Origin of the sequence: Massilia sp. IC2-477, assembly GCF_020707265.1 — a bacterium.
Taxonomy (GTDB): domain Bacteria; phylum Pseudomonadota; class Gammaproteobacteria; order Burkholderiales; family Burkholderiaceae_D; genus Telluria.
This window is the reverse complement of the sequence record NZ_JAJFEQ010000011.1, coordinates 43,628-70,395: the sequence shown is the minus strand read 5'-3', so window position 1 is coordinate 70,395 and position 26,768 is coordinate 43,628. Positions and strand designations below refer to the sequence as shown.

Annotated in this window: 18 protein-coding genes; 3 read left to right on the top strand and 15 right to left on the bottom strand. The window is 66.5% G+C overall.

Annotation, left to right across the window (positions count from 1 at the left end):
- Positions 1-18 precede the first annotated feature (18 nt).
- Positions 19-2,178 (top strand): S46 family peptidase, encoded by a 2,160-nt coding sequence (locus tag LK542_RS20250; RefSeq protein ID WP_227813357.1) that lies wholly within the window; start codon positions 19-21, stop codon positions 2,176-2,178.
- Positions 2,179-2,308: 130 nt separating this feature from the next.
- On the opposite strand, the gene LK542_RS20245 is transcribed toward LK542_RS20250, so the two are convergent.
- Positions 2,309-3,913 (bottom strand): S41 family peptidase, encoded by a 1,605-nt coding sequence (locus LK542_RS20245; RefSeq protein ID WP_227813356.1) that lies wholly within the window; start codon positions 3,911-3,913, stop codon positions 2,309-2,311.
- 215 nt (positions 3,914-4,128) lie between these two features.
- Here LK542_RS20245 and LK542_RS20240 point away from each other — a divergent pair, with 215 nt between their 5' ends.
- The gene (locus LK542_RS20240; RefSeq protein WP_227813355.1) at positions 4,129-5,211 is read left to right on the top strand and encodes an alpha/beta fold hydrolase; all 1,083 of its coding nucleotides are present in this window, start codon (positions 4,129-4,131) and stop codon (positions 5,209-5,211) included.
- On the opposite strand, the gene LK542_RS20235 is transcribed toward LK542_RS20240, so the two are convergent.
- Positions 5,192-5,839: a CatA-like O-acetyltransferase gene (locus LK542_RS20235; protein WP_227813354.1), complete on the bottom strand. Its 648-nt coding sequence runs from the start codon at positions 5,837-5,839 to the stop codon at positions 5,192-5,194. The two genes, LK542_RS20240 and LK542_RS20235, sit on opposite strands and share 20 nt — an antisense overlap.
- Positions 5,840-7,303, bottom strand: a complete 1,464-nt coding sequence (locus LK542_RS20230) for an amino acid permease (RefSeq protein WP_227813353.1) — start codon at positions 7,301-7,303, stop codon at positions 5,840-5,842. It abuts the gene before it with no gap.
- Positions 7,304-7,532: 229 nt separating this feature from the next.
- On the opposite strand from LK542_RS20230, the gene hmpA reads away from it, so the two are divergent.
- Positions 7,533-8,720 carry an NO-inducible flavohemoprotein gene (hmpA, locus tag LK542_RS20225; RefSeq protein ID WP_227813352.1) on the top strand — a complete coding sequence of 396 codons (1,188 nt, stop codon included), beginning with the start codon at positions 7,533-7,535 and terminating at the stop codon, positions 8,718-8,720.
- Between the two features lie 57 nt (positions 8,721-8,777).
- Here the strand turns inward: hmpA and LK542_RS20220 are convergent, their stop codons facing one another.
- The 12 genes from LK542_RS20220 to LK542_RS20165 all read right to left on the bottom strand — a co-directional run bounded on the left by LK542_RS20220 (position 8,778) and on the right by LK542_RS20165 (position 26,659).
- Positions 8,778-9,647, bottom strand: a complete 870-nt coding sequence (locus LK542_RS20220) for a head GIN domain-containing protein (RefSeq protein ID WP_227813351.1) — start codon at positions 9,645-9,647, stop codon at positions 8,778-8,780.
- 132 nt (positions 9,648-9,779) lie between these two features.
- Complete coding sequence (locus LK542_RS20215) at positions 9,780-10,898, bottom strand: NADH:flavin oxidoreductase/NADH oxidase (RefSeq protein ID WP_227813350.1); 1,119 nt, start codon at positions 10,896-10,898, stop codon at positions 9,780-9,782.
- Between the two features lie 83 nt (positions 10,899-10,981).
- On the bottom strand, positions 10,982-11,983 hold the full coding sequence (locus LK542_RS20210) for a succinylglutamate desuccinylase (protein WP_227813349.1): 1,002 nt from the start codon (positions 11,981-11,983) through the stop codon (positions 10,982-10,984).
- 4 nt (positions 11,984-11,987) lie between these two features.
- Positions 11,988-16,694, bottom strand: a complete 4,707-nt coding sequence (locus LK542_RS20205; RefSeq protein WP_227813348.1) for an NAD-glutamate dehydrogenase domain-containing protein — start codon at positions 16,692-16,694, stop codon at positions 11,988-11,990.
- Positions 16,695-16,882: 188 nt separating this feature from the next.
- Positions 16,883-18,226, bottom strand: coding sequence for an N-succinylarginine dihydrolase (gene astB / locus LK542_RS20200; protein ID WP_227813347.1), 1,344 nt, complete (start codon positions 18,224-18,226; stop codon positions 16,883-16,885).
- 3 nt (positions 18,227-18,229) lie between these two features.
- The gene (astD, locus tag LK542_RS20195) at positions 18,230-19,711 is read right to left on the bottom strand and encodes a succinylglutamate-semialdehyde dehydrogenase (RefSeq protein ID WP_227813346.1); all 1,482 of its coding nucleotides are present in this window, start codon (positions 19,709-19,711) and stop codon (positions 18,230-18,232) included.
- On the bottom strand, positions 19,704-20,738 hold the full coding sequence (astA, locus tag LK542_RS20190) for an arginine N-succinyltransferase (protein ID WP_227803469.1): 1,035 nt from the start codon (positions 20,736-20,738) through the stop codon (positions 19,704-19,706). Before astA ends, astD begins: the two co-directional genes overlap by 8 nt.
- An 11-nt stretch (positions 20,739-20,749) precedes the next feature.
- Positions 20,750-21,778, bottom strand: coding sequence for an arginine N-succinyltransferase (locus tag LK542_RS20185; protein ID WP_227803470.1), 1,029 nt, complete (start codon positions 21,776-21,778; stop codon positions 20,750-20,752).
- Positions 21,779-21,869: 91 nt separating this feature from the next.
- Positions 21,870-23,111 carry an acetylornithine/succinylornithine family transaminase gene (astC, locus tag LK542_RS20180; RefSeq protein WP_227813345.1) on the bottom strand — a complete coding sequence of 414 codons (1,242 nt, stop codon included), beginning with the start codon at positions 23,109-23,111 and terminating at the stop codon, positions 21,870-21,872.
- A 234-nt stretch (positions 23,112-23,345) separates the two neighbouring features.
- Positions 23,346-24,926, bottom strand: a complete 1,581-nt coding sequence (locus LK542_RS20175) for a methyl-accepting chemotaxis protein (protein WP_227813344.1) — start codon at positions 24,924-24,926, stop codon at positions 23,346-23,348.
- 76 nt (positions 24,927-25,002) lie between these two features.
- Entirely contained in the window at positions 25,003-25,410 is a 408-nt protein-coding gene (locus LK542_RS20170; RefSeq protein ID WP_227813343.1) for a hypothetical protein, read from the bottom strand.
- 10 nt (positions 25,411-25,420) lie between these two features.
- Entirely contained in the window at positions 25,421-26,659 is a 1,239-nt protein-coding gene (locus LK542_RS20165) for a hypothetical protein (RefSeq protein ID WP_227813342.1), read from the bottom strand.
- Positions 26,660-26,768: the final 109 nt, after the last annotated feature.

Below are 26,768 nucleotides of genomic sequence, written 5' to 3'. Positions count from 1 at the left end.
CCATACACACAGACGCGAATGAAAAAGACCCTCCTCTCGCTGGCCATCCTCACCAGCTTCGCCGCACAAGCGGACGAAGGCATGTGGATGCCGCAGCAGCTGCCACAAGTAGCCAAGCAACTGAAAGCCGCCGGCCTCAAGCTGGACCCGTCGACCCTGACCAAGCTGACCGAATTCCCGATGGGCGCCATCGTGAGCCTGGGCGGCTGCTCGGCCTCGTTCGTCTCGCCGCAAGGCCTGGTCGTCACCAACCACCACTGCGTGTACAACAGCGTGGCGGTCAACTCGACCCCGGAACGCGACCTGCTCGCCAACGGTTTCCTGGCCAAGAACTTCGCTGAAGAACTGTCGGCTGCGCCGGGCAGCCGCGTCTACGTGACCGAGGAAGTGGCGAACGTCAGCACCCAGATCATCACCCCGGAAGTCGCCAAGCTGAGCGGCAAGGCCCGCATCGACGCCATCGAGAAGAACCAGAAGAAACTGGTGGCGGAATGCGAAAAGGAAGCCGGCTACCGCTGCACCGTGGCCAGCTACTACGGCGGCCTCGAGTTCTACCGCCTCAAGCAGCTGGAAATCCGTGACGTGCGCCTGGTTCACGCACCCCCGGCCGGCGTCGGCAAGTTCGGCGGCGACACCGACAACTGGATGTGGCCGCGCCACACCGGCGACTACGGTTTCTACCGCGCCTACGTGAGCAAGGACGGCAAGGCCGCCGAGTTCTCGAAGGACAACGTGCCCTACCAGCCGAAGCACCACCTGAAGATCGCCACCGAAGGTTCGAAGGAAGGCGACTTCATCATGGTGCTGGGCTACCCGGGCCGCACCAACCGCCACCGCCTGCCGTCGGAAGTCGAATCGACCTTCACCTGGAACTACCCGGCCTTCGTGGCGGCATCGGGCGAGACCCTGGCGATCATCGAGCGCGAGACCAAGAACGACCCGGCCGCCAAGCTGAAGTACGCTGGCCAGATCGCCAGCGTCAACAACTACTACAAGAACCGCAAGGGCATGCTGACCTCGTATGCCAACAGCGACTTCCTGCAGCGCAAGACCGCCGAGCACAATGCCCTGAAGGCATGGGTGAACGCGACCCCGGCGCGCAAGGCGCAGTACGCGGCCGACATCGAGCAGGCCGAGAAGCTGATCGCCGAGCGCGACGCGAATGCCAAGAAGAGCTTCTACCTGGGCTACGCCCAGCCGAAGTTCCTGTCCTCGGCACGTTCGCTGTACCGCCTGGCCAACGAGCGCACCAAGCCGGACGCCGAGCGCAAATCCGGCTTCCAGGAACGCGACATGCCGCGCTGGAACTCGGTGGTGGCAGGCCAGGACCGCACCTACGACGAAAAGGTCGACAAGGCGCTGGTGCTGAACTTCCTGACCAAGTACAACGCGCAGCCGGCGGCCGAGCATGACGCCGCTTTCGACGCCGCCCTGGGCATCAAGCCGGGCATGAGCCAGGCCGAGCTGAAGGCCGCGCTGGACCGCATCTATGCAGGTTCGAAGCTGGCCAACAAGGAAGAACGCAGCGCGTGGCTGAAGAAGTCGCCGGCCGAGTTCCAGGCCTCGAACGACAGCTTCATCAAGGCCGCGGTCGCCATGTATGACGCAGGCCTGAAGGAAGAAGCCCAGGAAGAGGAACTCGGCGGCAAGATCCAGCAAGCCTACGGCAACTACATGAAGGCCAAGATCGCCTACATGAATAGCAAGGGCCAGGCCGTCTATCCGGACGCCAACGGCACCCTGCGGGTCACCTTCGGCAAGATCGCCGGCCGTGACGTCGGTTCCGACGGTACCGAAGGCTGGACCGCGTTCACGACCATCAAGGGCGTGGTGGCCAAGCACACCGGCGAAGGCGAGTTCAACGCACCGGCAGCCCAGCTGGCCGCGATCCAGGCCAAGGACTTCGGCAAGTATGTCGATCCGAAGCTGAAGACCGTGCCGGTCAACTACCTGGCAACGCTGGACATCACCGGCGGCAACTCGGGTTCGGCCGCGCTGAACTCGAAGGCCGAGCTGATCGGCCTGGCCTTCGACGGCACCCTGGACTCGATCATCTCGGACTGGGACTTCAACAAGGCCATGACCCGCGACATCCAGGTCGACATCCGCTACATCCTGTGGAACATGAAGCACGTGGACAAGGCGGATAACCTGCTGAAGGAAATGAACGTGCAATAAGCAGGGCTAGCTTTAACGAACGCCACGCCGCCGAGAGGCCGCGTGGCGTTTGCTTTTGTAGGGTGGGCGGGGTGTTTTAGGCCAGTGGCCTAAAACACGAACGCCCACGCGGTGATGTTAGCCGCCCACCCTACAACTTCTCCAGCGCAGCCAGTGCGGACGCCAAACTGCGGTCGAGCGCCAGCGCCTTGCGGTAGGCTTCCCGCGCCTGCACACGCTCGCCGAGCGCCAGCTGCGCCGCGCCGATGCCGTCCCAGGCATACGCGGCCTGCGGATGCTCCTTCTCCCACATCCTGAACACCACCAGTGCCTCTGCCGGCAACCCTTTCGCCAGCAGCGCATGGCCGGCCCGGTAGAACGCCATCTGCACATCCGCATAGCGGTTACGCGGCCGGGCGCGCCAGTCGGCATAGGTCTTCGGCAGCGCATCGGGCGCCGCCAGCAGCAGATCGGCCAGCGGCGGCGCCGGCCGGTAGGCCAGGATCGCCGTGAATGCCGGGTCCTCGCCGCGGCGGTAGGCGTCAAAGCCGAGCGGCGCCGCCACCGTGGGCGCGACCCATGGTCGCCGGTCGCGCTCGTCCTCCTGCCACCAGATGGTCGATACCCGCACCGTGATGCCGCTATTGGGCAGCGTGATCCGGCGCGAGTCGCTATGGGCGTTCGGCCTGCCACCGGTCGGCTCGCCGACCAGCACGGCCTCGGTATAGTGTTCCAGGTCATTCACCACGAACTGCGCCGCCGAGAAGGTGCTGCGGCCGACGATCGCGAACAGGTCGCGCCTGGCCTCAAGCGGCGTGGCACGCAGCAGCGCGGCGATCAATGGGGGCGCCAGCATGCCGTTGCCGCCGCGGTTCAGGCGCAGGTCGAGCACGATCTTCTCCACCGGCTGGCTTGCCGCCGCCTGCTGGATGCGCGCCGCGAACTGCGCCAGCGTTTCCTCTTTCTCGTTGCCGACCTGGTTGAGCTGCACGTAGAGCAGCTTGTGCGGCTTGAGGTACTCCATGCGGAACTTGCTGTCGGCATCCTGCAGCCACAATGGCGTCGTGACGCGCGCGTCGACCCAGCCGGGGCGCGGCATGAAGCTGGTGTCGGTATCGGGCGGCATCATGGTGGCGGGCTGCGGCGTGGCCAGTTCCACGGTACTGCGCTTGCCATCGCGTTCGACCACGAAACGGGCCCGCTCGGGCGAGTCGGACAGGCCGAAGGCGTGCAGCACTTCCGGCATCACCAGCAGGTGCGGGACGAAGAACAGCGCGTTCTGCTCGTTGTCGCGGCCGACGATCTGGCGCAGTGCCGCATAGGCCTGTTCCACCGTCTTGCCGCCGACGCCAACGAGCTTCGCGCCGACCAGCTCCCGGTGCTGCTCGTGGGCCGCGCGCACGTACAGGCCGTCGTCGAAGAAGTAGAGCGCGATCGGAAACGCGCGAAAGCCGATCCTGGGGTCGCGCGTCGGCGCGATGTTGGTGTGCCCGTCTTCCACCATGCCCACAATGCGCGCCATCTCGACAATGACCTGGTGGCGCGGCAGGGTGTCCAGCTTCGCGTCGAGCGCCGCGACAGCGGCCTGGAACTGCTCGCGCGACATCGTGTGGTAGAGGTTGCGGTGCCGCACCGGCATCGTCTCCGCCATCACCTTCAGGTCCTCGCGCCACTGCTGCGGCGTGAGCTGTGCTGTTTGCCCGAATGCGGACAGGCTGCCGGTCATGCATACCGCAGCCGCGACCCAACGCCACATGGTGCCTCCCCCAGCTTGTCGATGCGATCATCCTAATCACGAGCCCGTGTGGCGGCGTGGAGCCTGCGACAGCCTGCGCATCGAAGGGAACAGGCCGCACCAGGACAGGATGGGCGTTACCGTTCGCCCCGCCGATCATGCAGTTCGTCGCGTCGCGGGTGCGCCTATGCAGATGCCGGGCTATGCTATTTCCATCGACCGGAAAGGACGCACACATGAAGAAGGCATGGCTGTTCATTGGCGCGCTGCTGGCATCCGCCTGCGCCCTGGCGCAGGAAGCCCCTGACCCTTATGCGAAGTCGCGCGCCATCATCGAAGACCTGAACCGCATCAGCGCACCCGGCGGTGTGCAGGATTCGTACAAGACCCGCATCGGCGGCGTCGATCAGTGGCTCAACGTGCGCGGCCAGGACCGCGGCAATCCGATGATCCTGTTCGTGCACGGCGGCCCGGCCTCGCCCGTGACGCCCACCATGTGGCAGTTCCAGCGCCCGATCGAGGAATACTTCACCGTGGCGAACTGGGACCAGCGCGGCGCCGGCAAGAGCTATGCCGAAGCCGATACGGACAAGGTCGGCGCGACCATCCGCATCGAGCGCTACGTCGACGATGCGATCGAAGTGGCCGAGCACCTGAAGGCGCGCTACGGCAAGCGCAAGCTGATCCTGATGGGCCACAGCTGGGGCACCATCGTCGGCATGCGCGCGGCCCTGAAGCGTCCCGACCTGTTCTACGCCTACGTCGGCATCGGCCAGGTCCTGAACGTGCGCGAGAACGAGCGGATCAGCTTCGAGTACGCCTACGAGCGCGCCAAACGCGAGAACAACGTGGAGGCGGTCAAGGAGATGGCCTCGATCGCGCCCTACCCCGGCGACAAGCCGATCACGCGCGAGCGCATCATCATCGCGCGCAAGTGGCCGCAGCATTATGGCGGCCTGTCGGCCTTCCGCAGCGAGTCCGGCTACTTCTTCCGCGGTCCCCTGCTCTCGCCCGAGTACACCCCGAGCCAGGTGAAGGACATCGACAAGGGCAGCGTGCTGACACTTAGCCGGGTGCTGCCGGAATTCCTCGACGTGGATTTTTCAGGCGTGAAGCGCTTCCCCGTACCCGTCGTGATGTTCCTGGGCCGCCACGACTACACCACGCCGGCCGCGCCCACGGTGAGCTGGATGGAAAAGGTCGATGTGCCTTACAAGCGCGTCGTCTGGTTCGAGCGCTCGGCCCACATGGTGCCGTGGGAAGAGCCGGGCAAGCTTCTCGTCAGCCTGCTCGAAGTGGTCAGGCCGCTGGTGAAATGATGGCGGTTAGTTCGGCGGCGACCTGCTGGCCGAGCTGGTGGATGTGGAAGCCGTCGACGAAGCCATGGTGGGCCTGTACCGAGAACGGCAGCTCGAGGCGGCCGTCCGGCAGGTCGCGGTATTTACCCCAGGCGAAGGACGGAATGTCCGGCTGCGCCAGCGAGGCGCTTGGATGCTGGATCGAGGTGAACGCCAGCCAGGGGATGCAGGTAATGAAGACCTGCTCCTTGGCCTGCAGGGGCGTGCGCGCGGCATATTCCATGTTCAGGGCCGCCATATTGCTGGCATCCTCGCGCGCCGCCACGCCGCGTGCGACGAATTCGCGCAAGTCGTCCGCCCAGTCGAACTGGGCGAAATTCAGGTCATTGTGCTGGTTCACCACCGTAAACGAAGGAATCAGGCGCTCGATGCGGATCACTTCGCCGTCCAGGATCCGGTAGCGGAAGTTCTCGACCTTCAGCACCGAACGCAGCACGGCATACAGCAGCACGTGGAAGGGCGCCAGGCCCTGCTGTTTGCACCAGGGCCGGAATTCCGGCAGCTCCAGTGGAAAGCAGATGTTGACCGCCGCGCTGTCCATCGCATCGAACAGCGCAAAGCGGTCGCGCCGCCGTTCGAAGCTCTCCATTTACTGTGCCTTGTTCAGGCGGCTGTGGCGCACGCTGTACAGGAAGTAGGTGGCAACCGCCACGGCCATCCAGATGAAGAACACGCGGAAGGTGGCCGGCGACAGGTCTTTCATGATGTACAGGCAGGCCAGCACCGACAGGCCCGGGATGACGTAGGGGCCGAAGGGCACACGGAAGGCGCCCGGCTCGCCGCGGCCCTGCTTGGCGCGGATCACCGGCACCGCGATCGAGACGACGATGAAGGCGGTCAGGGTGCCCATGCTCACCATGTCCCACAGGAAGGTGGCGTCGACCAGGCCGGCCACGAGGGCGACCACGGCGCACACGATCAGGGTATTGCTGACCGGAGCCTGGGTGCGCTTGCTCACCTTCTGGAAGGTCTTCGGGATCAGGCCGTCGCGGCTGATGGCGTACAGGATGCGGGTCTGGCCGTAGATCGTCACCAGGGTCACCGAGAACACCGACACGACGGCGCCGGCCGACAGCACCAGCGCCGGCCATGCCTGGCCGGTCACGTTCTGCAGGATCACCGACAGGCCGGCCTGCTGGCCCGCGAACATGTGCGAGGGCTGGGCGCCCATCGCGGCAATCGCCACCAGCAGGTAGAAGACGGTCACGATCAGGAGCGCGGCCAGGATGCCGATCGGGACGTTGCGGCGTGGGTTGTTGGTCTCTTCGCCGGCGGTGGCGATGGTGTCCAGGCCGATGAAGGAGAAGAACACGGTGCCGGCGGCGGCGGTGACGCCGGCCATGCCCACGTAGCCGCTGTCGGCGTCTGGGTTGAAGAAGGGCGTGAAGTTGTTGGCATCGAAGCCGGTCAGCGCGATCACGGCAAAGAAGATCAGGATCGCCAGCTTGACCAGCACCATGATGGCGTTGGTGGTGGCCGATTCTTTGGTGCCGCGGATGAGGAGGAAGCAGCACATCGCGATCAGGATCACCGGCGGCAGGTTGAAGTTACCTGGGCTGAAGTGGACGTTATGGTGGTCCGATACGAACATCGGCGAACGCAGGTGGGCCGGGATCTCCCAGCCGAAGGCGTTCACCAGGAAGTTGTTCAGGTAATCCGACCAGCCGATCGCCACCGCGCTTCCCGCCAGGCCGTATTCGAGCAGCAGGCAGGCCGCCACGATGAAGGCGGCGAACTCGCCGACGGTCGCATAGGCAAAGGAATACGAGGAGCCGGCGGCCGGCACGCGCCCGGCCAGCTCGGCATAGCACAGCGCGGTCAGGCCAGCGGTCAGCGCGGCGAGCAAAAAGGAGAGGATCACGGCCGGACCGGCCTTGGGCACCGCTTCGACCATGGTGAAGAAGATGCCGGTGCCGATGGTGGCGCCGACCCCGATCATGGTCAGCGGGAACAGGCCGAGCGAACGTTGCAGGCCCCCGCCGCTGTCCACGTCATCGTGGTGACGTTCAGCTGTTTTGGTGCGGATCAGCTTTTGGCCCAGGGTCAGATTCACGGCATGTCCTTTGAATTGGCGGCGTCTTCGACGGCCCGCAATCGGCCGCCGGTCAAAACCTGCGATTATAGGGGCAGTTGAAATATTCCAAGAAAATAGTTTTCCAAAAGATGCATTTACTCAGCATCTTTTGCTAGAATGGTCGCGTCCGTACGGTAACAACGATCCAGTCCGGACCATTTTTTGGCTTTAAACATGCATATCTAATGCATCAATAAGGAAACCCATCATGATCTCGAACGCTTCACGTCCCTACATCGACGCCTCCGTCCCGGTCCTGCGCGAGCATGGCCTGGCCATCACCACCACCTTCTACCGCAGCATGTTCGACGCCCATCCCGAGCTGAAGAACCTGTTCAACATGGGTAACCAGACCAGCGGCGTGCAGCAGCAGTCGCTGGCCTCGGCGGTGTTTGCCTACGCGGCCAACATCGGCAACGCCGCGGCTTTAGGGCCGGTGGTAAGCCGCATCGTGCACAAGCACGCGTCGGTGGGCATCCGCGCCGACCACTACCCGATCGTCGGCCATCACCTGCTCGGCGCAATCAAGTCGGTGCTGGGCGACGCCGCCACCGAGCCGCTTCTGAAGGCCTGGGAAGAGGCCTATACGTCGCTCGCGCGCCTGCTGATCGATGAGGAAGCGAAGATGTACGAGGAAGCCGGCGTGCAGCCGGGCGAGGCCCGGGCCATGCGCGTGACGGAAGTAAAGCGCGAAAGCGAGAACGTGATCTCGATCCGGCTCAATCCGGCGGACGGCGCCGCCCTGCCCCCGTTCAAGCCGGGCCAGTATGTGAGCGTGGCGGTCGACTTCGCCGACGGCCATCGCCAGCTGCGCCAGTACAGCCTGTCGGACGCCAACGGCAAGGACAGCCTGCGCATCTCGGTCAAGCGCGAGGATGGTGGCGCCCATCCCGCGGGCGAAGTGTCGACCTGGCTGCACCAGAACGTGAATGTGGGCGACCTGCTGCAGGTGACCCACCCGTTCGGCGACTTCCTGCCCGATACCGAATCGAACGAGCCGGTAGTGTTCCTGTCGGCGGGCATCGGCATTACGCCGATGATCGCGGCCCTGAACCGCATCGCGGCGGTGAACCCTGAGCGCCGCGTGATCTTCGCGCACGCCGCACGCCATGCGGCGCACCACGCGCACCAGGATGACATTGCCAATGCCAAGGCGCGCATGCCGCACCTGAACGTGGTGACGTTCTACGAGGAAGAGGATACAGCCGGCGTGTTGAAAGGGAAGATGGACCTGGCGCGCCTGCCTTCGTGGCCGCGCGAAGAGACCGACGTCTACCTGTGCGGTCCGCTGCCCTTCATGCAGGCGCAGTGGAATGCCCTGCTGGCGGCAGGAGCCCCGGCGGCGCGCCTGCACCGCGAGGTGTTCGGTCCGGATCTGCTGGACAACCTGCTCTAAGCTTCCCTCGCTTTACGTGTCACCGCGTGGGCGGCAAAGCCGCCCACCCTACGGATGTCAGTCGATCAGGTGCACGTTGCGGCCGCTGACGCTGCGCTGCGCCGGGTGGCCATACACGCGGATGCCACCCGAGCCGCCGCCATGGGCGATCAGCGACTGCTTGACGGTGGCGCGGATCCCGCCCGAGCCGTCGGCCGCGAGGTCTGCGTCCTGGGTCGACAGGCCGGCCAGGTCCACGCTGCCGGAACCGGCCACGCGGGCGTTCAGCGAACGCACGGTGCCGCCGGCCTGCAGCACGCCTGAGCCGGACACGCTGGCGCGCAGGTAGTCGCCACGGACTTCACCGATGTTCATGCGGCCCGAGCCCGACAGCCCGAGGTCGGCGCTGGCGCTCTTGAGTTCACCCGCATCGAGCACGCCCGAGCCGCTCACGCGCGCGAGCAGGCTATCCACCTTGCCCGCCAGGCGGACCTGGCCGGAACCGCTCTTGCGCACTTCCAGCGGCGCGCCGTTCAGGTCGCGCACCACAACCTGGCCGGAGCCGGAGGCATTCACGTCGCTCAGGCGCGGCGTGGTGTAGACGATGCGCACCGGGGTCTGGCTGCGCAGCTGGCGCTCGTTGTAGATCTTGAGGGTGTTGCCGCGCTCCTCGGTGCGGATGTAGGGCAGCAGGTTGCCGTCGGCTTCGACCAGCAGCGAAGGCGCCGGGCCGACCCGCACCTCGACCTGCATCGAGCCGCTCACGTCGAGCTGTCCATGCGCCGCCACCTGGCGCTGGTCGCGCGCGGCGATGCCGTTGCCTTCGACCGCGCTGCTGCTGAACACCGTGTGCATCCGCACGTCACCGTCATTTGGGGCGACGATGATGGCGCAACCGCCCAGGGAGGCAACGGCGGCAAGGGTGGCAAGGGCAATGAGCGAACGCATGGCATGAATCCTGTGTGGTTGTTGACAGATGCCACTCTAACAAGCACCCCACCCTGCTGCCTCCTCCATGCGACAGGCTGCAAAAAATGCCGGCTGAGCTGCGCCTGGGCGGCGCGAACGCCGACGCGTCGGCTAGCGCTGCCCCAGGCGCGTACTGCCGAACAGCTCCTTGTATTCGCGCGGCTGCGAGCGCCAGTACTGCGGCGGCGCGAACACCTGGTCGCCCAGCTGGGCCGCGGCATGCCAGGGCCAGCGCGGGTCGTACAGCATGGCGCGCGCCAGTCCGATGACGTCGGCCTGGCCCTGCTGCAGGATGTCTTCCGCCTGCTGCGCCTCTGTGATCAGGCCCACGCCGACGGTCGGCATCCCGGTCTCCGCCTTGATGCGCTGCGCGAACTCGACCTGGTAACCCGGGGCCACGGGAATCTTCTGCAGCGGCGACAACCCGCCGCTGGAGACGTGCATGAAGTCGCAGCCGCGCGCCTGCAGCTCGCGCGCGAAGCGCACGCTCTGCTCGATCTCCCAGCCGCCTTCGACCCAGTCGGTGGCCGAAATCCGCATGCCCACCGCCATCTCTTCCGGTACGGCGGCGCGCACGGCATCGAAGACCTCCAGCGGGAAGCGCATGCGGTTCTCGAGCGAACCGCCGTAGTCGTCCTCGCGCGTGTTGGAGAGGGGCGACAGGAACTGGTGCAGCAGGTAGCCATGGGCGCCGTGCAGCTCGATGCCGTCCAGGCCGAGCGCATGGGCGCGGCGGGCAGCCTGCACGAAGCCGTCGCGGATGCGCTGCAGGCCTTCGCGGTCGAGCGCCAGCGGCACGGTTTCGCCTTCCGCGTGGGGCAGGCTTGAGGGCGCGACGGTCTGCCAGCCGCGCGGCTGGCCTGGCGGGATGTTGGCGCCGCCTTCCCACGGCACCTCGCTCGAGGCCTTGCGGCCGGCATGGGCCAGCTGGACCGCGACCTTGATCGGCGAATGACGCCGGATGGCGGCGATGATGGGCTTGAGGGCTTCCTGGTGCGCGTCTGACCACAGGCCCAGGTCATCCGGCGAAATGCGGCCTTCTGGCGTGACGGCCGTCGCTTCGATGATGAGCAGGCCGGCGCCGGACAGGGCCAGGCCGCCCAGATGGATCATGTGCCAGTCGGTCGGCAGGCCGTCGACGGCGGAGTATTGACACATCGGCGCGATGGCGATGCGATTGGGGAGTTGCAGGGGACCCAGGGTGACTGGGGAGAAAAGCATGCTGGACATGAGGCCTCCGCGAGATGCAAAGGCCCCAGTCTAGCGCCAGGAAGATTTGGATGCTGCGAGCTTGCCCGCAGTCAGTCGATGCGTCAGCCGATGCGCGTAACCATCAAGCCCGCGCGCAGGCCGACCCGCACATCCGGATTCGGAAACACGACCAGCTCCTCGTCGTGTTCGACCTTGTACACGGTATCGCCATCCGTCGCGATCACCTCGCCCTTCTTCATCGGCGTGAAGTTCCAGGTCTCGCGCCCCACCGACATGCTGAAGGCATCGGACAGCTTGATCACCTGCCTTGCCGTCGCGAACACGTGCGGCGCAGCCTTGACCCTACCTGCCGGTTGCCCGCGCAGCAGGCGGTCGAGCGCTTTCGAGGCATCGGCAAACTGGGACAGGTCGTTCTGCCCCAGCGTTCCGACCCGCCCCAGCTCCACGGTGCTGCCCGCGGCGCCATGGTGCTCCGACGAGTAGTAGCTGTAGGTGCCGACCGACTTCGGGTTCATGATGACGGCGCCGATCGCCGCCTCCCCCAGCCAGTCGATGAGCAGCTTGCGCGGTGCGTCGGCAATGATCTCGGGCACGATCGCGAACATCGGATAGTGCGAAGGCCGGATCGCCGTGTGCAGGTCGAGGTGCCAGCGCTGCGCTCCGGCGCCCTCGAAGAAAGCGCAGGTGGCGGCAATGAGCGCATCGGCCCGCGCCGCCTCGAAGGCAGAGGCGAGCGAGCCGCGTTCTGCGCGGAACATGCGGTTCAGATCCGCATCGATGAAGCGCTTGCCCTGCGCGATCGCGTCGATGTTCCCGACGCACAGCATCAGGTCCACCGACAATTCGCGCGGGGTGCGCGACAGGGCCTCGATCAGCCAGGCCACCATCTCGATCGGTCCGGTCTCGTCGCCATGCACGCCCACCGACACCAGCACGGCGGGACGGGCTGCATCAGCAACATCCGCCTTCACCGTGAGGATGCCTGCAGCCGGCAGGCTGACCTTGAAGCCAGCCTCCGCGAAGCGCTGCGCGACTGCACCGAAATCAGCTTCGGCCAGTGCGCGCACCGCTTCCGGCAGCGCAGCGTTGTCAGCGCCGCTCATCCGCTTACGCAGCCAGACGGTCCGGGCTCGAACCTTCCGACAGCGCCCAGACGTCCAGCATGGCCTGCTCGAGCTCGACCGGCTGTGCGAAGCCGGTCAGGCCGCGCGCTTCGGTGACCTGCTTGACGGCTGCCAGCGGGTCGCCGCCCTGGCCGGCACGCTCGATCACCTGCAGCAGCAGGCGCTGCTGGGTGCGGCGCAGGGCCTGCATCGCGTAGTTGCGCAGCTGTTCCTGCGACTTGCTCTGCGCCGGCAGCTTCAGGCCGCGCTCGAGCGTGTCGATGCCGGCCTGCTGGCGCAGCGCCATGCCGACCTGCAGGAACTGGGCCAGGCTCATGCCGGCCGGACGCTGCACCGATACCGCAGCGAACAGGAAGGTGGCCAGCGACTCGATGGTCTCGACCGCCTTCCAGGCCGCGGTGAAGGTGGACGGCAGGCCGCTGTGGCCGTCGGCTTCCGAACGGGCCGGGCTCAGGCCGCGCAGCTGCTCGGCCTGGCCGAACAGCGTGGACAGCTCGTTCATGCCGTCGGTGCCGGCTGGCAGCGACAGCACGCCTTCGATCACGGCGCGCAGCAGCGCACGGGTGCGCGCGTCGACCGCCATCGAGACGTCACGCGGGACCTTCAGCGCATCGGCGTCGAGCGCGTCGAACACCGGCGCCAGGTGCAGCGCCGACCAGGCGCGCGCCCAGGCCTTGACCACTTCGGTCTCGTCGACGCGGTGCTCGGCAGCCAGGTCGCGCAGCATCAGCGGACCGCAGCGGTTGACCGCTTCGTTGGCCAGCACGGTCGCCAGGATGGCGTTGGCCAGCGGGTGCTTCAGCGGATCGCGGGTGGCGACCAGCTGGGCCGGGAAGTAAGGACGCAGCAGCGAATCCGCCCAGGTCTCACCCGTCAGGTCGATGGCCGACAGGGTGCGCTTGAAGCGGTTCTTCACGTTAGCGATGACCACCGCCAGCTCCGGCGCGGAGAGGCCCAGGCCCAGTGCCTTGCGGCGCTGCAGCTCGGTGTCGCTCGGCAGCTGTTCCAGCTCGCGGTTGACGGCGCCTTCCGATTCCAGGTTCGTGATCAATGCGGCGTAGCCATCGACCACCGAGGCAGTGGCCTGCGCCTGCGCTTCGCGGGTCAGGAGGTGGGTCTGCAGCGTGTTGTCGCGCAGGACCAGGTCTTCCACCGCACCGGTCATCTCGTTCAGCACGCGGTTACGGTCGGCTTCCGGCAGTTCGCCAGCGTTGACTTCGGTGTCCAGCCAGATCTTGATGTTGACTTCGTGGTCCGAGCAGTCCACACCTGCCGAGTTGTCGATCGCATCGGTGAAGATGCGGCCGCCGGCGAGCGCGAATTCGATACGGCCGGCCTGGGTCGCGCCCAGGTTGCCGCCTTCCGCCACCACCTTGCAGCGCAGTTCGTTGCCGTTGACGCGGATGCGGTCGTTGGCGCGGTCCTTCACCTGGGCGTGGGTCTCGTTCGAGGACTTGATGTAGGTACCGATGCCGCCGTTGTAGAACAGGTCCACCGGCGCCAGCAGGATGCGGTGCATCAGCTCTTCCGGCGACAGCGAGGTTTCCTTGATGTCCAGGGCGGCGCGGACTTCCGGGGTCAGCTCGATCGAGCGCGCGGTACGCGGGTACACGCCGCCGCCCTGCGAGATCAGACTTTTATCGTAGTCTTCCCACGACGACCTTGGAAGCGCGAACATGCGCTCGCGTTCCTTGAACGACACTGCGACATCCGGAGTCGGGTCCAGGAAGATGTGGCGGTGGTCAAAGGCTGCCACCAGCTTGAGCTGGCGCGACAGCAGCACGCCGTTGCCGAACACGTCGCCCGACATGTCGCCCACGCCGACCATGGTCACCGGGGTGCTGCTCATGTCGTGGCCCAGTTCGTAGAAGTGGCGCTTGACGGCTTCGAACGCGCCCTTGGCGGTGATGCCCATCTTCTTGTGGTCGTAGCCGTTCGAGCCGCCCGAGGCAAACGCGTCGCCCAGCCAGAAGCCGCGCTTGACGGCGATGCTGTTGGCGATGTCCGAGAAGGTCGCGGTGCCCTTGTCGGCGGCCACCACCAGGTAGGGGTCGTCCTGGTCGTGGCGCACGGTGTTCTCCGGCGGGACGATGGCGCCGCGCACGCGGTTGTCGGTCACTTCCAGCAGGCTGGCGATGAATTCGCGGTAGCAGGCTTCGCCTTCCGCCGCCACCACTTCACGCGGGGCGCCGCTCGGCATCTGCTTGCACACGAAACCGCCCTTCGAGCCGGCCGGCACGATGACGGCGTTCTTGACCATCTGCGCCTTCACCAGGCCCAGCACTTCGGTGCGGTAGTCTTCCATGCGGTCCGACCAGCGCAGGCCGCCACGGGCGACCGGGCCGCCGCGCAGGTGCACGCCTTCGAAGCGGCGCGAGAACACGTAGATCTCGCGGTACGGACGCGGCTCCGGCGCCAGCGCCAGGTTGCTGGTGTCGACCTTGAAGATGATCTTTTCGCCGTCGTTTTGGAAGTAGTTGGTGCGCACGGTGGCCAGGGCCAGGTCCACCAGGGCCGCCATGATTTCTTCGGTGTCGGCGTGGTTCACGGTCGACAGGCCGGCTTTCAATGCTGCCAGCTTGGCGGTGCCGGTGCTGTGCTCGGAGTCGCCCAGCTTCGGATCGAAGCGCAGCAGGAAGCCGGTGACGAATTCCTTCACCAGGGCCGGCTGGGTGCGCAGGGTCTCGGCCATGTAGCGCACCGAGAACTTGGAGCCGAGCTGGCGCCAGTAGCTGATGTAGGCGCGCACCAGCTGCACTTCGCGCAGCGACAGGCCGCCTTCGATGGTAAGGCCGTTCATGCGGCCGTCTTCGGCCTCGTTGTTGAACAGCGCGGTGAACAGCTCTTCGGCCACCGGGATGATGCCCGGCTTGACCAGCTTGGCGCCGCTCTCGTCGTCCACGGCCAGCGCGGTCACGTTGTGGATGCTGCCGTCCGGGTTCTTGATGCTCCAGGTCTGCTCGCGGTCGACCGCGATGCCGGCGTTCTGCAGGGCCGGCAGGATGCGCGACAGCGAAGGCACGGTCTCGCCCGAGTACATGCGGATCGAGGCGTCGATGCCGTTGGCGTCGTCGCCCGGCTCCACGCGCACGGCCACGCGGTCTTTCAGGCCGTTCTTGAGCACGGCCTGCAGGTCGCGGAAGGCGGTTTCCGGCGCGGTGTTGGTGACGAAACTGACCGGCAGGTTGGCGCCGAGTTTACGCAGGCTGCTGCGCATGCCGGCGTCTTCGATGGTGTTGGAGATGGCCGCGAAGCGGTCGTGCCAGCCATCCAGCACGGCCAGCAGCGGCTGCTGGATGTCGGTTTCCAGGTCGAGCGGGTAGCGGGCGGCCTGGGCGATCAGGTAGACACGCGCCAGCGGGCCGTCGGCCACCAGGGTCTGCACGCGCACCTCGCGTGCGCCCGAGCTGTCCTTCAGGGCGGCGGCCAGGCTGGACGCCACGGCGGCGCTGTAGCGCTCGCGCGGCAGGTAGACCAGCACGTTCAGGTGGCGCGCATACACGTCGCGGCGCGCGAACACTTTCGGGCGCGGCTGCTTGTACAGCGAGACCACCGACGAGCACACCTGGGCCAGCCATTCCGGGTCGGCTTCCAGCGCTTCGGTGCGCGGCAGCGACTCGAGGATCTCGACGAACTTCTCGGCGCGGAAGCCTTCCTGGCGCACGCCGGCGATCGACAGCACCTTGGCCACGCGGCCGCGTGCGAACGGCAGGCGCGCCAGCGGGGTCGCGGTGGCGGCGCGGGTGAACAGGCCGACGAAGCAGTGCTCGCCCAGGATCTTGCCCTGGGCATCGGTATTGCGCACGCCGATGAAGTCGAGCGGCTGGTCGCGGTGCAGGGTGCCTTCGACGTCGGCCTTCACGATCGACAGGGTGTCGGCGCGGCGCGACAGGGTTTCGAAGTCGCCCGGGATGTTGGCCAGGCAGGTGCCGTAGACCGGGTGGGTGGTGTCGGCCAGCACGCCGATGCGGCTCGGGATGTCGCGTTCGAGTTCGCGCACGCCTTCCTTCACCATGTAGTAGGCGTAGCCGAAGGGCTCGAAGCCTTCGTTCTTGGCCCACTCGAGGAAGGCGGCCACTTCCTGGCCTTCCGGAGTGCCGGCCTGGGCGGCGGCTGCAGCCACCGCGGTCATGCGGTCGGCCATCTTGACGGCGTCGCGGTGCACGGTGGCGGCGTCGTTGGCAACCATGCGGATGCGCGCGGTCAGGGCATCCAGTTCGGAGAATTCGAGCTCGTCGCTCATCAGGATCAGCACGATCGATTCCAGTGGCGCGCCGGCTTCGCCGACGGCGCTTGCCAGGCCGTTCGCGTCACGGCGCACCGGCAGCACGGCGTTCATCACGCCGCTGGCGGTCTGGCGCTCCTTGCGCAGGGCCATAACAAAGGAATCGACCAGGTAAGGCATGTCCTCGTTCAGGATCAGCAGGGCAGTCGCCATGCCGCCGCGGCCGTCCGAATAGCGCATCGTGGCGATCTGGCAGCCGGCGCCGCTGCGCTGGGCCAGTTGCGAGAATCCCTCCCACAGCACGGGCGCCAGGCTGCGCGGCGCGGTGCCGGCCAGGTCTTCGTCGTCGAGGGAACCGAGCCAGGCGCTGATCAGGCTACTCACCTGCGCATTGGCGCCGGCGGGCTGGTTTGCGTTGACCAGGGTAAGCGTCTGGTTGCGCAAATCTTGAGACATGTCGTTCATGTTACTTCTCCAAAGTTTGTGTGCCCGGGGCGCTCTAGCTTATGGCTTCGCGCCGCCCTGGCTTTATATGGACGGGGGTGTCCCGTCCGAATTCCGCGTGCGCCTTTTATTACGGGGCGCGACAATCCGTTATTAGAACATGCCCTTCGCAGCGGGTCACCCGCCATGCATGTGCGTGTGCAGCAGGCTTACGACAGGTCGTAAAGACCCGGCAGGCCGAGGATGCGTTCCAGTTCCTCGAGGGCGGCTGCGCATTCGATCGCCAGCTGCGGGTCGGCCAGGTCCTTCGGCTCGATCCGGTCGCGGTAGTGCTTCTCGACCCAGGCCACCAGCTGCGCATACAGGGTTTCGGTCATGATCACGCCGCCGTGCATGGCCTGCGCCTCGTCCTCGGTGAGGGCGACGCGCAGGCGCAGGCAGGCCGGCCCGCCGCCGTTGCGCATGCTCTGGCGCAGGTCGAACTCGATCAGCTCGTCGATCGGGCCGCTGCCCGCCACTGTCTCCGCCAGGAAGCGCGCGACTGCCGCATTCTCGCGGCATTCGTGCGGCACCACCAGCGCCATGCGGCCGTCCGGTCTGGTGAGCAGCTGGCTGTTGAACAGGTAGCTGGCCACGGCGTCGGCCACCGGCACTTCGCTCGAGGCCACCCGCACCGGCGCCAGGTCGGTGTCGACGCTGGCCATGGCGCGGCGCAGCGCATCCAGGGTCAGGGCTTCGTCGAAGAAGGCCTGCTCGTGGTAGAACAGGACGTTGCCGTTGCCGACCGCGATCACGTCGTTGTGGAACACGCCCTGGTCGATCACGTCCGGGTTCTGCGAGGCGAACACGGTGCGCGCCGGGTCCAGGCCGTGCAGGCGCGCCACCGCCTGCGAGGCTTCCAGGGTCTGGCGCGCCGGGTATTTCTTCGGGCTCGGGGCCGACGGGTCGAACTCGGCGCGGCCGTAGACGAAGAACTCGACGCCGGGGGCGCCGTGGGCGCTGGCAAAGCGCGTGTGATTGGCCGCACCCTCGTCGCCGAAGGCCGGCACCGGCGGCAGCGCGTCATGCACCACGAAGCGGCTCGAATCGGCGAAAATGGCGCGCAGGATGCGCGTGGCCTGCACGTACTCTTCCGAGCGGTGCAGCTTGTTGTTCAGGTTGGCCGGCGTGAAGTGCACGCGCGCATCCAGCGTGTCGCTCGACGGGCTGACGGTGGCCGCGTTGGCGGTCCACATCGGCGCGGCCGAATAGGCACAGGCCAGGATCACCGGCGCTTCGCGCCAGGCGCGCGCCAGCACGTCGGCATCGGTTCCGGAAAAGCCGATGCGGCGCAGCAGGCGGAAGTTGGGACGCGCCTGCGGCGGCATCACCGCCTGGGCAAAGCCGCGCGCCGCCAGCTCGCGCATCTTGGCCAGGCCCTGCAAGGCGGCCTGGCGCGGGTTGGAGGCGCTCCGCACGTTGCTGAACGAAGCGACGTTGCCGAACGAAAGGCCGGCGTAGTTGTGGGATGGGCCGACGAGGCCGTCGAAGTTGTATTCGCGAGCGATACGCATAGTTTAAAAGGTCAGGCCCGGCGACAGCTTGGCCGGCAGTTCGAGTTCCGCCGTCTCGATCGAGGCGACCGGGTAGGCGCAGTAATCGGCGGCGTAATAGGCGCTCGGGCGATGGTTGCCCGACTTGCCGACGCCGCCAAACGGGGCCGAGCTGGCCGCGCCGGTGGTCGGGCGGTTCCAGTTGACGATGCCGGCGCGAGCGCGCACCGAGAAGCGCTTCCACAGCGCTTCCGACGGCGACAGCAGCGCCGCGGCCAGGCCGTACTCGGTGGCGTTGGCTACGCGCAGGGCTTCATCGAAATCCTTTACGCGGATCACCTGCAACAGCGGGCCGAACCACTCTTCGTCCGGGATGCCTTGCGCGTCGGTGGTGTCGACGATGCCGGCCGTGACGAAGCCTGCGTTCGGGTCGAGCTGCTTCATCGGCAACAGCACCTTGCCGCCTTTCGCGGCCATGTCGGCCTGCGCCTGCACCAGGCGGGCGGCGACGGCTGCGGAGACTACAGGTCCCATGAAGGGCTGCGGCTCGGCCTTCGACGGGCCCACCTGCAGGGTCGATGCGACCTGCACCAGGCGCTCGAGGAAGGCCTGGGCCTGCGGCGAATCCTGGATGATCAGGCGGCGCGCGCAGGTGCAGCGCTGGCCGGCCGAGATAAAGGCCGACATCACGGCGTGGTGCACGGCGGCGTCGAGCAGCTTCGGATCGCTCGGGATATCCCATACCACCAGCGGGTTGTTGCCGCCCATTTCCAGCGCCAGCATCTTGCCCGGCTTGCCGCCGAACTGCTTGTGCAGGGCCATGCCGGTCTGGCTGCTGCCGGTGAACAGGATGCCGTCGATATCCGGCTGCTGGCCGAGGGCCACGCCGGTGTCGCGGCCGCCGTTGACCAGGTTCAGCACGCCCTTGGGCAGGCCGGCCTGCTCCCACAGCTGCACGGTTTTCACGGCGGTGCGCGGCGCATATTCGCTCGGCTTGAACACCACGGTGTTCCCGGCGATCAGGGCCGGCACGATGTGGCCGTTCGGCAGGTGGCCGGGGAAGTTATACGGGCCATAGACGGCGAACACGCCGTGCGGGCGGTGGCGCAGCACGGCATTGCCGTCGGCGACCTTGGAAGCAAGCTCGCCGGTGCGGGCACCATAGGACTGGACCGAGATGTCGATCTTGTTCGCCATGGTCGTCACTTCGGTACGCGCTTCCCACAGCGGCTTGCCCACTTCTTCGGCGATGATGGACGCCAGTTCCTCGCTGTGCTCCTTGAGCAGGTCGCGAAAGCGGGTGCAGATGGCGATGCGTTCTTCCAGCGGCGTCAGGGCCCAGGCTTCGAAGGCATCGCGGGCCGCCGTGGCTGCGCGCGCAACGTCTTCCTCAGTGGAGGCATTGCTGGTCCAGGTCTGCTTGCCGGTCGACGGATCGATGGTGGCCAGCTCCGGGCCGCTGCCGGCGAGCCACTCGCCGCCGATGTAGTTCGAGAGATTAGGCATTCGCGTTCTTCCTTGTGTTGAGGGGCAGCGTGCGTACTTCGTCGCCCGCCTGCACGTGCAGCTGCGACAGCTCCTGGGCCGACAGTGCGATGCGGGCGGCGCCGGGCACGCCGCGGGTCAGGATCATGCGGAAATCGGTCAGTTTGGTGTTCGACACCAGCAGGTGCTCGGTTTCGCCCTCGCCGTGTCCTTCTTCGGCGATAGCCAAGACGCTGTCGCGCACTGCGCGCAGCTCGGACACGCGGCCCTGCAGCACCGGGCCGGCGTCGAAAATGTCGACGTAGCCTTCGTAGTGCATGCCCTCGTTTTCCAACAGCTTGCGCGCCGGCTGGGTCGAGGTGTGGACCTTGCCGATCACTTCGCGCGCCGACTCCGGCAGGTAGTCGACGTACAGCGGCTGGCGCGGCATCAGTTCGGCGATGAAGGACTTCTTGCCGATCGCGGTCAGGCCGTCGACGTGGTCGAAATCCATCTTGAAGAAGTGACGGCCCAGGCCTTCATAGAAGGGCGATACGCCGTTCTCGTCCTGGAAGCCGCGCATCTCGGCGATGATCTTCTCGGTGAACAGCTGCTGGAACTGGGCGATGAACAGGAAGCGGCTCTTGGAGAGCCACTTGCCGTTGAAGCCGGCGCGGTACTGGGGCAGCAGGAACAGCGAGCACAGTTCGGAGGCACCGGTCAGGTCGTTCGACAGGTACAGGGTCTCCATGCGCGTGAACACGTTCAGTTCGCGGCTGCAGTGCACCAGGGTGCCGATGCGGTAGTTGTAGAACGGCTCGGTGAGGCCGACCGCGCCCTTGATCGCGCACACGCCGGCGATACTGCGGTCGCCCGTGTGCTCGAGCACGAACATGTAGTCGCGCTGCTCGGGCGGGATGCTTTCGTCGAACGAAGCCACCGCGGTGGCGACGCGGTCGCCCAGCATCTTGCGGTCGGGTTTCAGCGTGGTCATGCCGCTGCCGGCCTGGCGCGCCATCTCGATCAGGGCGTCCAGGTCGTCGGTTTTTACTGCACGGATTACGAGCATCGGTTCCTCTCTCAGATGCGCACGCAGGTAACGCTGTCGCCGGCGGACACGCCCAGCGCTTGCTGGGCGTCGCGCGACAGGCAGATGGCCTGCGCCGAATCGACCGGCGGACAGGACGTGATGACGGCGCGGAAGTTCGCTTCGCTGGTGGCCACCGCATACGTGACCAGCTCGTCGGAACCGGCGGCGCGGCCGGCGTTCTCGACCTGGCGCAACTGCGACGCGCAGACGGAGCGCAGCGCGTTCTTGTGGGCCTGCAGGATCGGGCCGCCATCGAAAATGTCGATGTACTCGTCGGCCTCGAAGCCTTCTTCCGTCAGCAGGTTGAAGGCCAGCTGGCCGCTCGGGTGGATCTGGCCGAGCGCTGCCTGGGCGTCGCCCGGCAGCAGCGGCACGTAGACCGGGTAGTGCGGCATCAGCTCGACGATCAGGGTGCGGTTGCGGGCGCCGTCGATGACGCGCTCGGCGTCGAGGAAGTCCATCTTGAAGAACTTGCGGCCCAGCGCGTTCCAGAACGGCGACTGGCCCTCGCCATCGGTGACACCGGCCAGCGGCACGAAGAAGCGGTCGCCGAAGCGCTGCGGCGCCAGCACGGCGTACAGCAGGCGCGCGCGCGACAGCAGCGCGGCTTCGAGGCCGGCGCTGTCGCGGTTGCGGATGTAGAAGCCCGACAGGTGCGAATACGCGGTCAGTTCCGAGCACAGGGTCAGCGCGTGCACGCTGTGGCTGATGTTCAGGTCGCGCGACACCTGCTGGATCACGTCGTTGCGGAAGGCGAAATAGGTGCCGTTCGAGCCGGCCGAGGCGTGGATCGACGAGGTGCCGACCACCTCATGCGTGCGCAGGTCTTCCAGCACGAACTGGTAGGACTCCTCGCTCGGGATGTCGACGTGGGCGGCGAACGAGGCGATCGAGCGCTCGACCGCCGCGACGATGGCCTCGCGCGTGCGCGGCAGCGTGTGCACGCCGGGGATCGACACCGCCCCCAGTGCCTCGAGGGCGCCGATATCTCCGCGCTCTACCGGACGAACTACATACATGCGAACTCCCTAAGATGGAGCAAACGGTTCAACTCAAAACGGCAAAGCCGGCCGCACCCGAAGGATTGGCCGGCCGCAGGCAGGCTGGGGATCAGCCCGCGATGAAGGCTTCGACGGCTTCGCGCATCAGGCGGTCGGCTTGCGCGATCTGCTCGTCCGACACGATCAGCGCCGGCGCCAGGCGCACCACGTCCGGACCGGCGATCAGCAGCATCAGGCCGAGCTTTTCGCAGACCTTGGTGTAGTCCTTGGAACGGCCCTTGTATTCGCCGGCCATCGGCAGGCCGATCAGGAGGCCCTGGCCGCGCGGCTTGCCGAACAGCTGCGGGTACTCGCCGGCCAGCTTTTCGAGGTTGGCGAAGATCTTGCTGCTCGCTTCCTTCACGCGCGCCAGGAAGCTTGGCTGGTTGATGGTCTCGACCACCTTCAGGCCGACGGTGGCCGCCAGCGGGTTGCCGCCATAGGTGGTGCCGTGCGAGCCGACGTTGAAGTGCTTGCCGATTTCCTCGGTGGTCAGCATGGCGCCGATCGGGTAGCCGTTGCCCAGGGCCTTGGCCGAGGTCAGGATGTCCGGGGTGACGCCGGTATCCATGTAGGCGTAGAAGGCGCCGGTACGGCCCACGCCCGACTGCACTTCGTCGAACACCAGCAGGGCGCCGGTCTGGTCGCAGAGTTCGCGCAGCGCCTTCAGGAAGGCGTGGTCGCCCGGGATCACGCCGCCTTCGCCCTGGATCGGCTCGACGATCACGGCCGCGACGTCATCTAGGATGGCGGCGCGCGCGGCTTCGATGTCGTTGTACGGGATGTGGTTGATTTCCTGCGGCAGCGGCTCGAAGCCTTCGGTGTACTTCGGCTGGCCGCCCACCGAAACGGTGAACAGGGTGCGGCCGTGGAAGGACGACAGGAAGGACACGATGCGCGACTTGTGCGGACCGAACTTGGTGTGGGCGTACTTGCGAGCCAGCTTCAGGGCTGCTTCGTTGGCTTCGGCGCCCGAGTTGCAGAAGAAGGCGCGGTCGGCGAAGGTGGCTTCGGTCAGGGCCAGGCCCAGGCGCAGCACCGGCTCGTTGGTGTAGCCGTTACCCAGGTGCCAGACCTTGTTGGCCTGCTCGGTCAGGGCAGCGACGATCTGCGGATTGCAGTGGCCCAGGCTGGAGACGGCGATGCCCGAGGTGAAGTCCAGATACTGCTTGCCTTCCTGGTCCCACAGGTCCAGGCCCGCGGCGCGCACCGGCACCATCGCGGCCGGGGCGTAGGTCGGGACGAGGACTTCGTCGAAGGTCTGCCGAGTGACAGGCCGCGTGGTGACACCCGAATCAAGCTTTGCGTTCATGGCTTCTTCCTCATCTATAAGTCGGTTGTGCAGGGCGAAACGCCGCGCAGGATCGAGCCATTATAGAAACGCTACCTGACAAGTTCTTGCAGAAGTGCGACAGCCATTTTCATTTTTGGTCGGGGGAAACGTGCACGCGCCGCACGGGCGTACGGCGCAGGAGGCCAGGCATGCTTGTCATTATCACCACATCAGCAGAAAGCGGCGGGAGCGAGGCCTCCCGCCGCCGCCGCTTCAGCGGGCGGGAGCGCCCAGTACCAGGCGGGCGTCCGCACGGGCATGGCGCGCCGGCGCCACTGATGTGCCGAGCTTGAACACCGCGAGCGCAGTGGCCAGGTGGGATGTCTGCTCGGTCAGCGATTCGGCTGCGGCCGACGCTTCCTCGACCAGGGCCGCGTTCTGCTGGGTCATCTGGTCCACGCTGCCGATCGCGCCGCCGATCTGTTCGATGCCGCTGCGCTGGCGCTGGCCCGCTTCGCTGATCTCGGCCATGATCGTCTGCACCTTGCTCACCGCAGCGACGATCTGGTCCATCGTGGCGCCGGCCTCGTCGACCAGCGCGGTGCCCGCATCGACCTTTGCCACCGAATCGCCGATCAGCTCCTTGATTTCCCGGGCGGCCGCCGCGCTGCGCTGGGCCAGGTTGCGCACCTCGCTTGCCACCACCGCAAAGCCACGTCCCTGCTCGCCTGCGCGCGCCGCTTCCACCGCCGCATTCAGCGCCAGGATATTGGTCTGGAACGCGATGCCATCGATCACCGAGATGATCTCGACGATCTTGCGGGACGAGGCATTGATGGCGCCCATGGTGCTCACGACGCTGCCCACCACTTCGCCGCCGCGCAGCGCAATGCCGCTGGCTTCGACGACCAGCGCATTGGCCTCGTCGGCATTGTCCGCATTGGTACGCACGGTCTCGGTGAGCGATTCCATGGCGCGCGTGGTGTTCTCCACGCTGCCGGCCTGGGCTTCGGTCCGGCTGGCCAGGTCGGCATTACCGCTGGCGATCTCGCTGCTGGCGACGGCAATGGTGTCGGCCGACTCCTTGATGCCGGCCACCATGCCGGCCAGGCGCTCGCGCATGTCGCGCAGTGCAGCCAGCAGGCTTTGCTGGTCGCCGGCGTCGGTCCGGATCTCCATCGACAGGTCGCCGGCCGCCACGGCGCGGGTGATGTCGCGCGCATATTCCGGCTCGCCGCCCAGCTGCTGCCAGATGGTGCGCACCACGAACCACGACACCAGCGCCAGTGCGCCGACCACCAGCAGGGCGGCGCCGACCATGGCGATCAGCACGCTCCGGACACTGTCCGCGCTGCGCGCAATGCCGGCCTTGAACTGGCGCTGGGCGCTCTCGCCGAAACGGGCCACATCCTTGTTCAGGGCAGCCAGTCCGTCCTGCATGCGCGCCACGGTGGCCTGGGGGTCGCCCTGCTCCAGCTCGAGCATGATCTTGGTGGCCGACAGGGCCGGGGCATAGTAGGCGTCGAAGGACTTCGCCAGACCCTGGCCGGTGGCGGCCATGCCTTCGAGTTGTGCGAGCGCGGCGATGCGGGCGCGTACCTTGGCGGCCTGCGCATCGAACTGGGCGATACGCGCCTTGTCGCCTTCGGCGACAGCGTCGCGCAGGCCGTTGGTGATGGCTTCGATATCGGCCGGCAGCGCCTTGGCCGTATCGAGCACGGGATAATCGGTGTCTTCGGTGGTATGGATGGAATCCAGGGCACCCGTCGCGAAGCTGGCACTTGCCGCGACTCCAAGTCCAAAGATGATGGCCGAGATGACCGGCAATGCCCAGATCCTGCGCTTGATGCTCATGTGTTCGCTTCCTGAAATGCCGCCCAGCCCGCGGCGAACCGGGGGCTGGGCGGACTAGCCGCTGGCTAGGGGTGGATTACGGAGCCGTATAGACAGCCTTGACGCTGCCGTCCAGTGCGCTCTTCTCGATATAGCCGATGAGTTTCGGGTCGGCGGCGACGGCCTTCTTGACGGCGGCGCTGTCGCCGACTTCCTTCGGCATCGTGGCTTTGCCGGTGAACACCAGCTTCGACCACAGCGACTTCACCTGGGCCGGTTCACGCTCGGTCACCTTCTTGTAGAACTCGCCGCGGACGGCGGCGCCTTCCGACTGGTCAACCGGCGTCAGGGCGCCCTGCTTGCCGAGAAAGACCTGTGCGACCTGGTCCTTGCTCATCGTTGCCTCGGCGGCCTTCGGGTTGACGATCACGACGACTTCGGCCATGGCCGGCAGGGCCAGCGCGAAGCTGAGGGCGGCGATACTTGCCTGAATCACTTGTTTCATTGGGTGCTCCTTAGAAGACGAAGTCGACAGCGACGGTGCCGACCAGCACCGGGCCCTTGAAGCCCGGTTGCGCCTGCACGAACAGGCCTTTGCCTTGCGGCTTGATGCGGTCGACCTGGAACTTGATGTCGGCTGAGCTGGCGAAGTCCCAGCGCAGGCCCAGCGTGTCGGTGGACTGCGACTGGCCGAGTGCATTCGCGCGCAGGCTGTCCACGGTGCCGCGCAGCGAACGCACGGTCGGGGTGCAGGCCGCGGCGGCGCCGGTGGCACAAGCGGTCGGCAAGGTATTGACGAAGCTGCTCTTCGACGACAGCTTGGCGTGGGTGTAGTAAGGCAGCAGCTTGCCGATGCGGTAGCCGGCCATCGCGTACCAGGAGTCGGTGGCATCCGAAATGCCCGGCAGCTTGCGCTTGGCGTATTCGGTCTGGGCGACGATGTTGTTCCAGTCCATGCTCAGGCCGACCGAGGTAAAGGTGCCCTTCTTTTTCTTGTTCTCGACCAGGCGCGCGATGTCGTTCAGCTGGCTGATCCTGAAGGTGTTGCCGGCGTTGTCGAAGGTCGAGACCAGGGTGTTGAGCGAGGCGGAATCGTCAATGGTCACCTTGGCTTCGGTGCGGCCGAAACGCAGGGTGAAGGGGCCACGCTCGGCGCTCAGGTTGAGCGCGCGCACGTCGCTGGCATCCGCGTGTGCGCCGCCGGTGATGGTCGCCTTGCTGCGGCCAGCCGCGAGCTGGGCGGTGAAGGTCGTGCCGGCGAATTCCTGGGCCCAGGTCAGGTCGACACCGTCGACGCTGTTGAGCGGCACCTGCGAATACACTTCCGAAGGCGGACGGACGAAGGTGTTGGCGTAGCCGACATTGCGGTAGTCCGAAATCATGAAAGCCGGCAGGCCCATGCGGCCGGCGCGCACGCTCAGCTGGTCAGACAGCTTGAACTTGGCAAAGGCCCAGCTCAGTTCGGCGCCGAAGTTGTCTTCGCCGTCCTTGCGCACCAGGCCCTGGCCGGTCAGCGACAGCCAGTCGTTGACCGCGTAGTCGGCCTGCAGGCCGAGGTTCGAGTCGACGCCGGTACGCGGATCCTTGCGAACGCCGCTGGACTGATTCGGGCGGGCGAACTCGGCCTTGTCTTCATCCGAGACGGTCAGGGCGCCGGTACCGAAGCCGCTGATACGGGCGCCGGAGGTCTGGGCATGGGCGGACGCGATGGCTAAGGGCAGGACCAGCGCGGCGAAAATGGTATTTTTTTTCATGTTTCGATCTGCATTCAGGTTGAGAGAGTTGCTCGGCAAATCCCGGACAAGATGGAAATTGACGGATTTGCTGATATAAATTGTAGTGATGCATTATTTATTTCCCTAG

Excerpts from the sequence above, each read along its gene's own strand:
- astB (WP_227813347.1), bottom strand. The coding sequence starts at position 18,226 with ATGCGTATCGCTCGCGAATACAACTTCGACGGCCTCGTCGGCCCATCC.
- LK542_RS20165 (WP_227813342.1), bottom strand. The coding sequence starts at position 26,659 with ATGAAAAAAAATACCATTTTCGCCGCGCTGGTCCTGCCCTTAGCCATC.
- LK542_RS20240 (WP_227813355.1), top strand. The coding sequence starts at position 4,129 with ATGAAGAAGGCATGGCTGTTCATTGGCGCGCTGCTGGCATCCGCCTGC.
- LK542_RS20170 (WP_227813343.1), bottom strand. The coding sequence starts at position 25,410 with ATGAAACAAGTGATTCAGGCAAGTATCGCCGCCCTCAGCTTCGCGCTG.
- LK542_RS20215 (WP_227813350.1), bottom strand. The coding sequence starts at position 10,898 with ATGTCCAGCATGCTTTTCTCCCCAGTCACCCTGGGTCCCCTGCAACTC.
- LK542_RS20235 (WP_227813354.1), bottom strand. The coding sequence starts at position 5,839 with ATGGAGAGCTTCGAACGGCGGCGCGACCGCTTTGCGCTGTTCGATGCG.
- LK542_RS20220 (WP_227813351.1), bottom strand. The coding sequence starts at position 9,647 with ATGCGTTCGCTCATTGCCCTTGCCACCCTTGCCGCCGTTGCCTCCCTG.
- LK542_RS20205 (WP_227813348.1), bottom strand. The coding sequence starts at position 16,694 with ATGAACGACATGTCTCAAGATTTGCGCAACCAGACGCTTACCCTGGTC.
- LK542_RS20245 (WP_227813356.1), bottom strand. The coding sequence starts at position 3,913 with ATGTGGCGTTGGGTCGCGGCTGCGGTATGCATGACCGGCAGCCTGTCC.
- astD (WP_227813346.1), bottom strand. The coding sequence starts at position 19,711 with ATGCCTAATCTCTCGAACTACATCGGCGGCGAGTGGCTCGCCGGCAGC.
- LK542_RS20175 (WP_227813344.1), bottom strand. The coding sequence starts at position 24,926 with ATGAGCATCAAGCGCAGGATCTGGGCATTGCCGGTCATCTCGGCCATC.
- LK542_RS20210 (WP_227813349.1), bottom strand. The coding sequence starts at position 11,983 with ATGAGCGGCGCTGACAACGCTGCGCTGCCGGAAGCGGTGCGCGCACTG.
- LK542_RS20250 (WP_227813357.1), top strand. The coding sequence starts at position 19 with ATGAAAAAGACCCTCCTCTCGCTGGCCATCCTCACCAGCTTCGCCGCA.
- astA (WP_227803469.1), bottom strand. The coding sequence starts at position 20,738 with ATGCTCGTAATCCGTGCAGTAAAAACCGACGACCTGGACGCCCTGATC.
- LK542_RS20185 (WP_227803470.1), bottom strand. The coding sequence starts at position 21,778 with ATGTATGTAGTTCGTCCGGTAGAGCGCGGAGATATCGGCGCCCTCGAG.
- astC (WP_227813345.1), bottom strand. The coding sequence starts at position 23,111 with ATGAACGCAAAGCTTGATTCGGGTGTCACCACGCGGCCTGTCACTCGG.
- hmpA (WP_227813352.1), top strand. The coding sequence starts at position 7,533 with ATGATCTCGAACGCTTCACGTCCCTACATCGACGCCTCCGTCCCGGTC.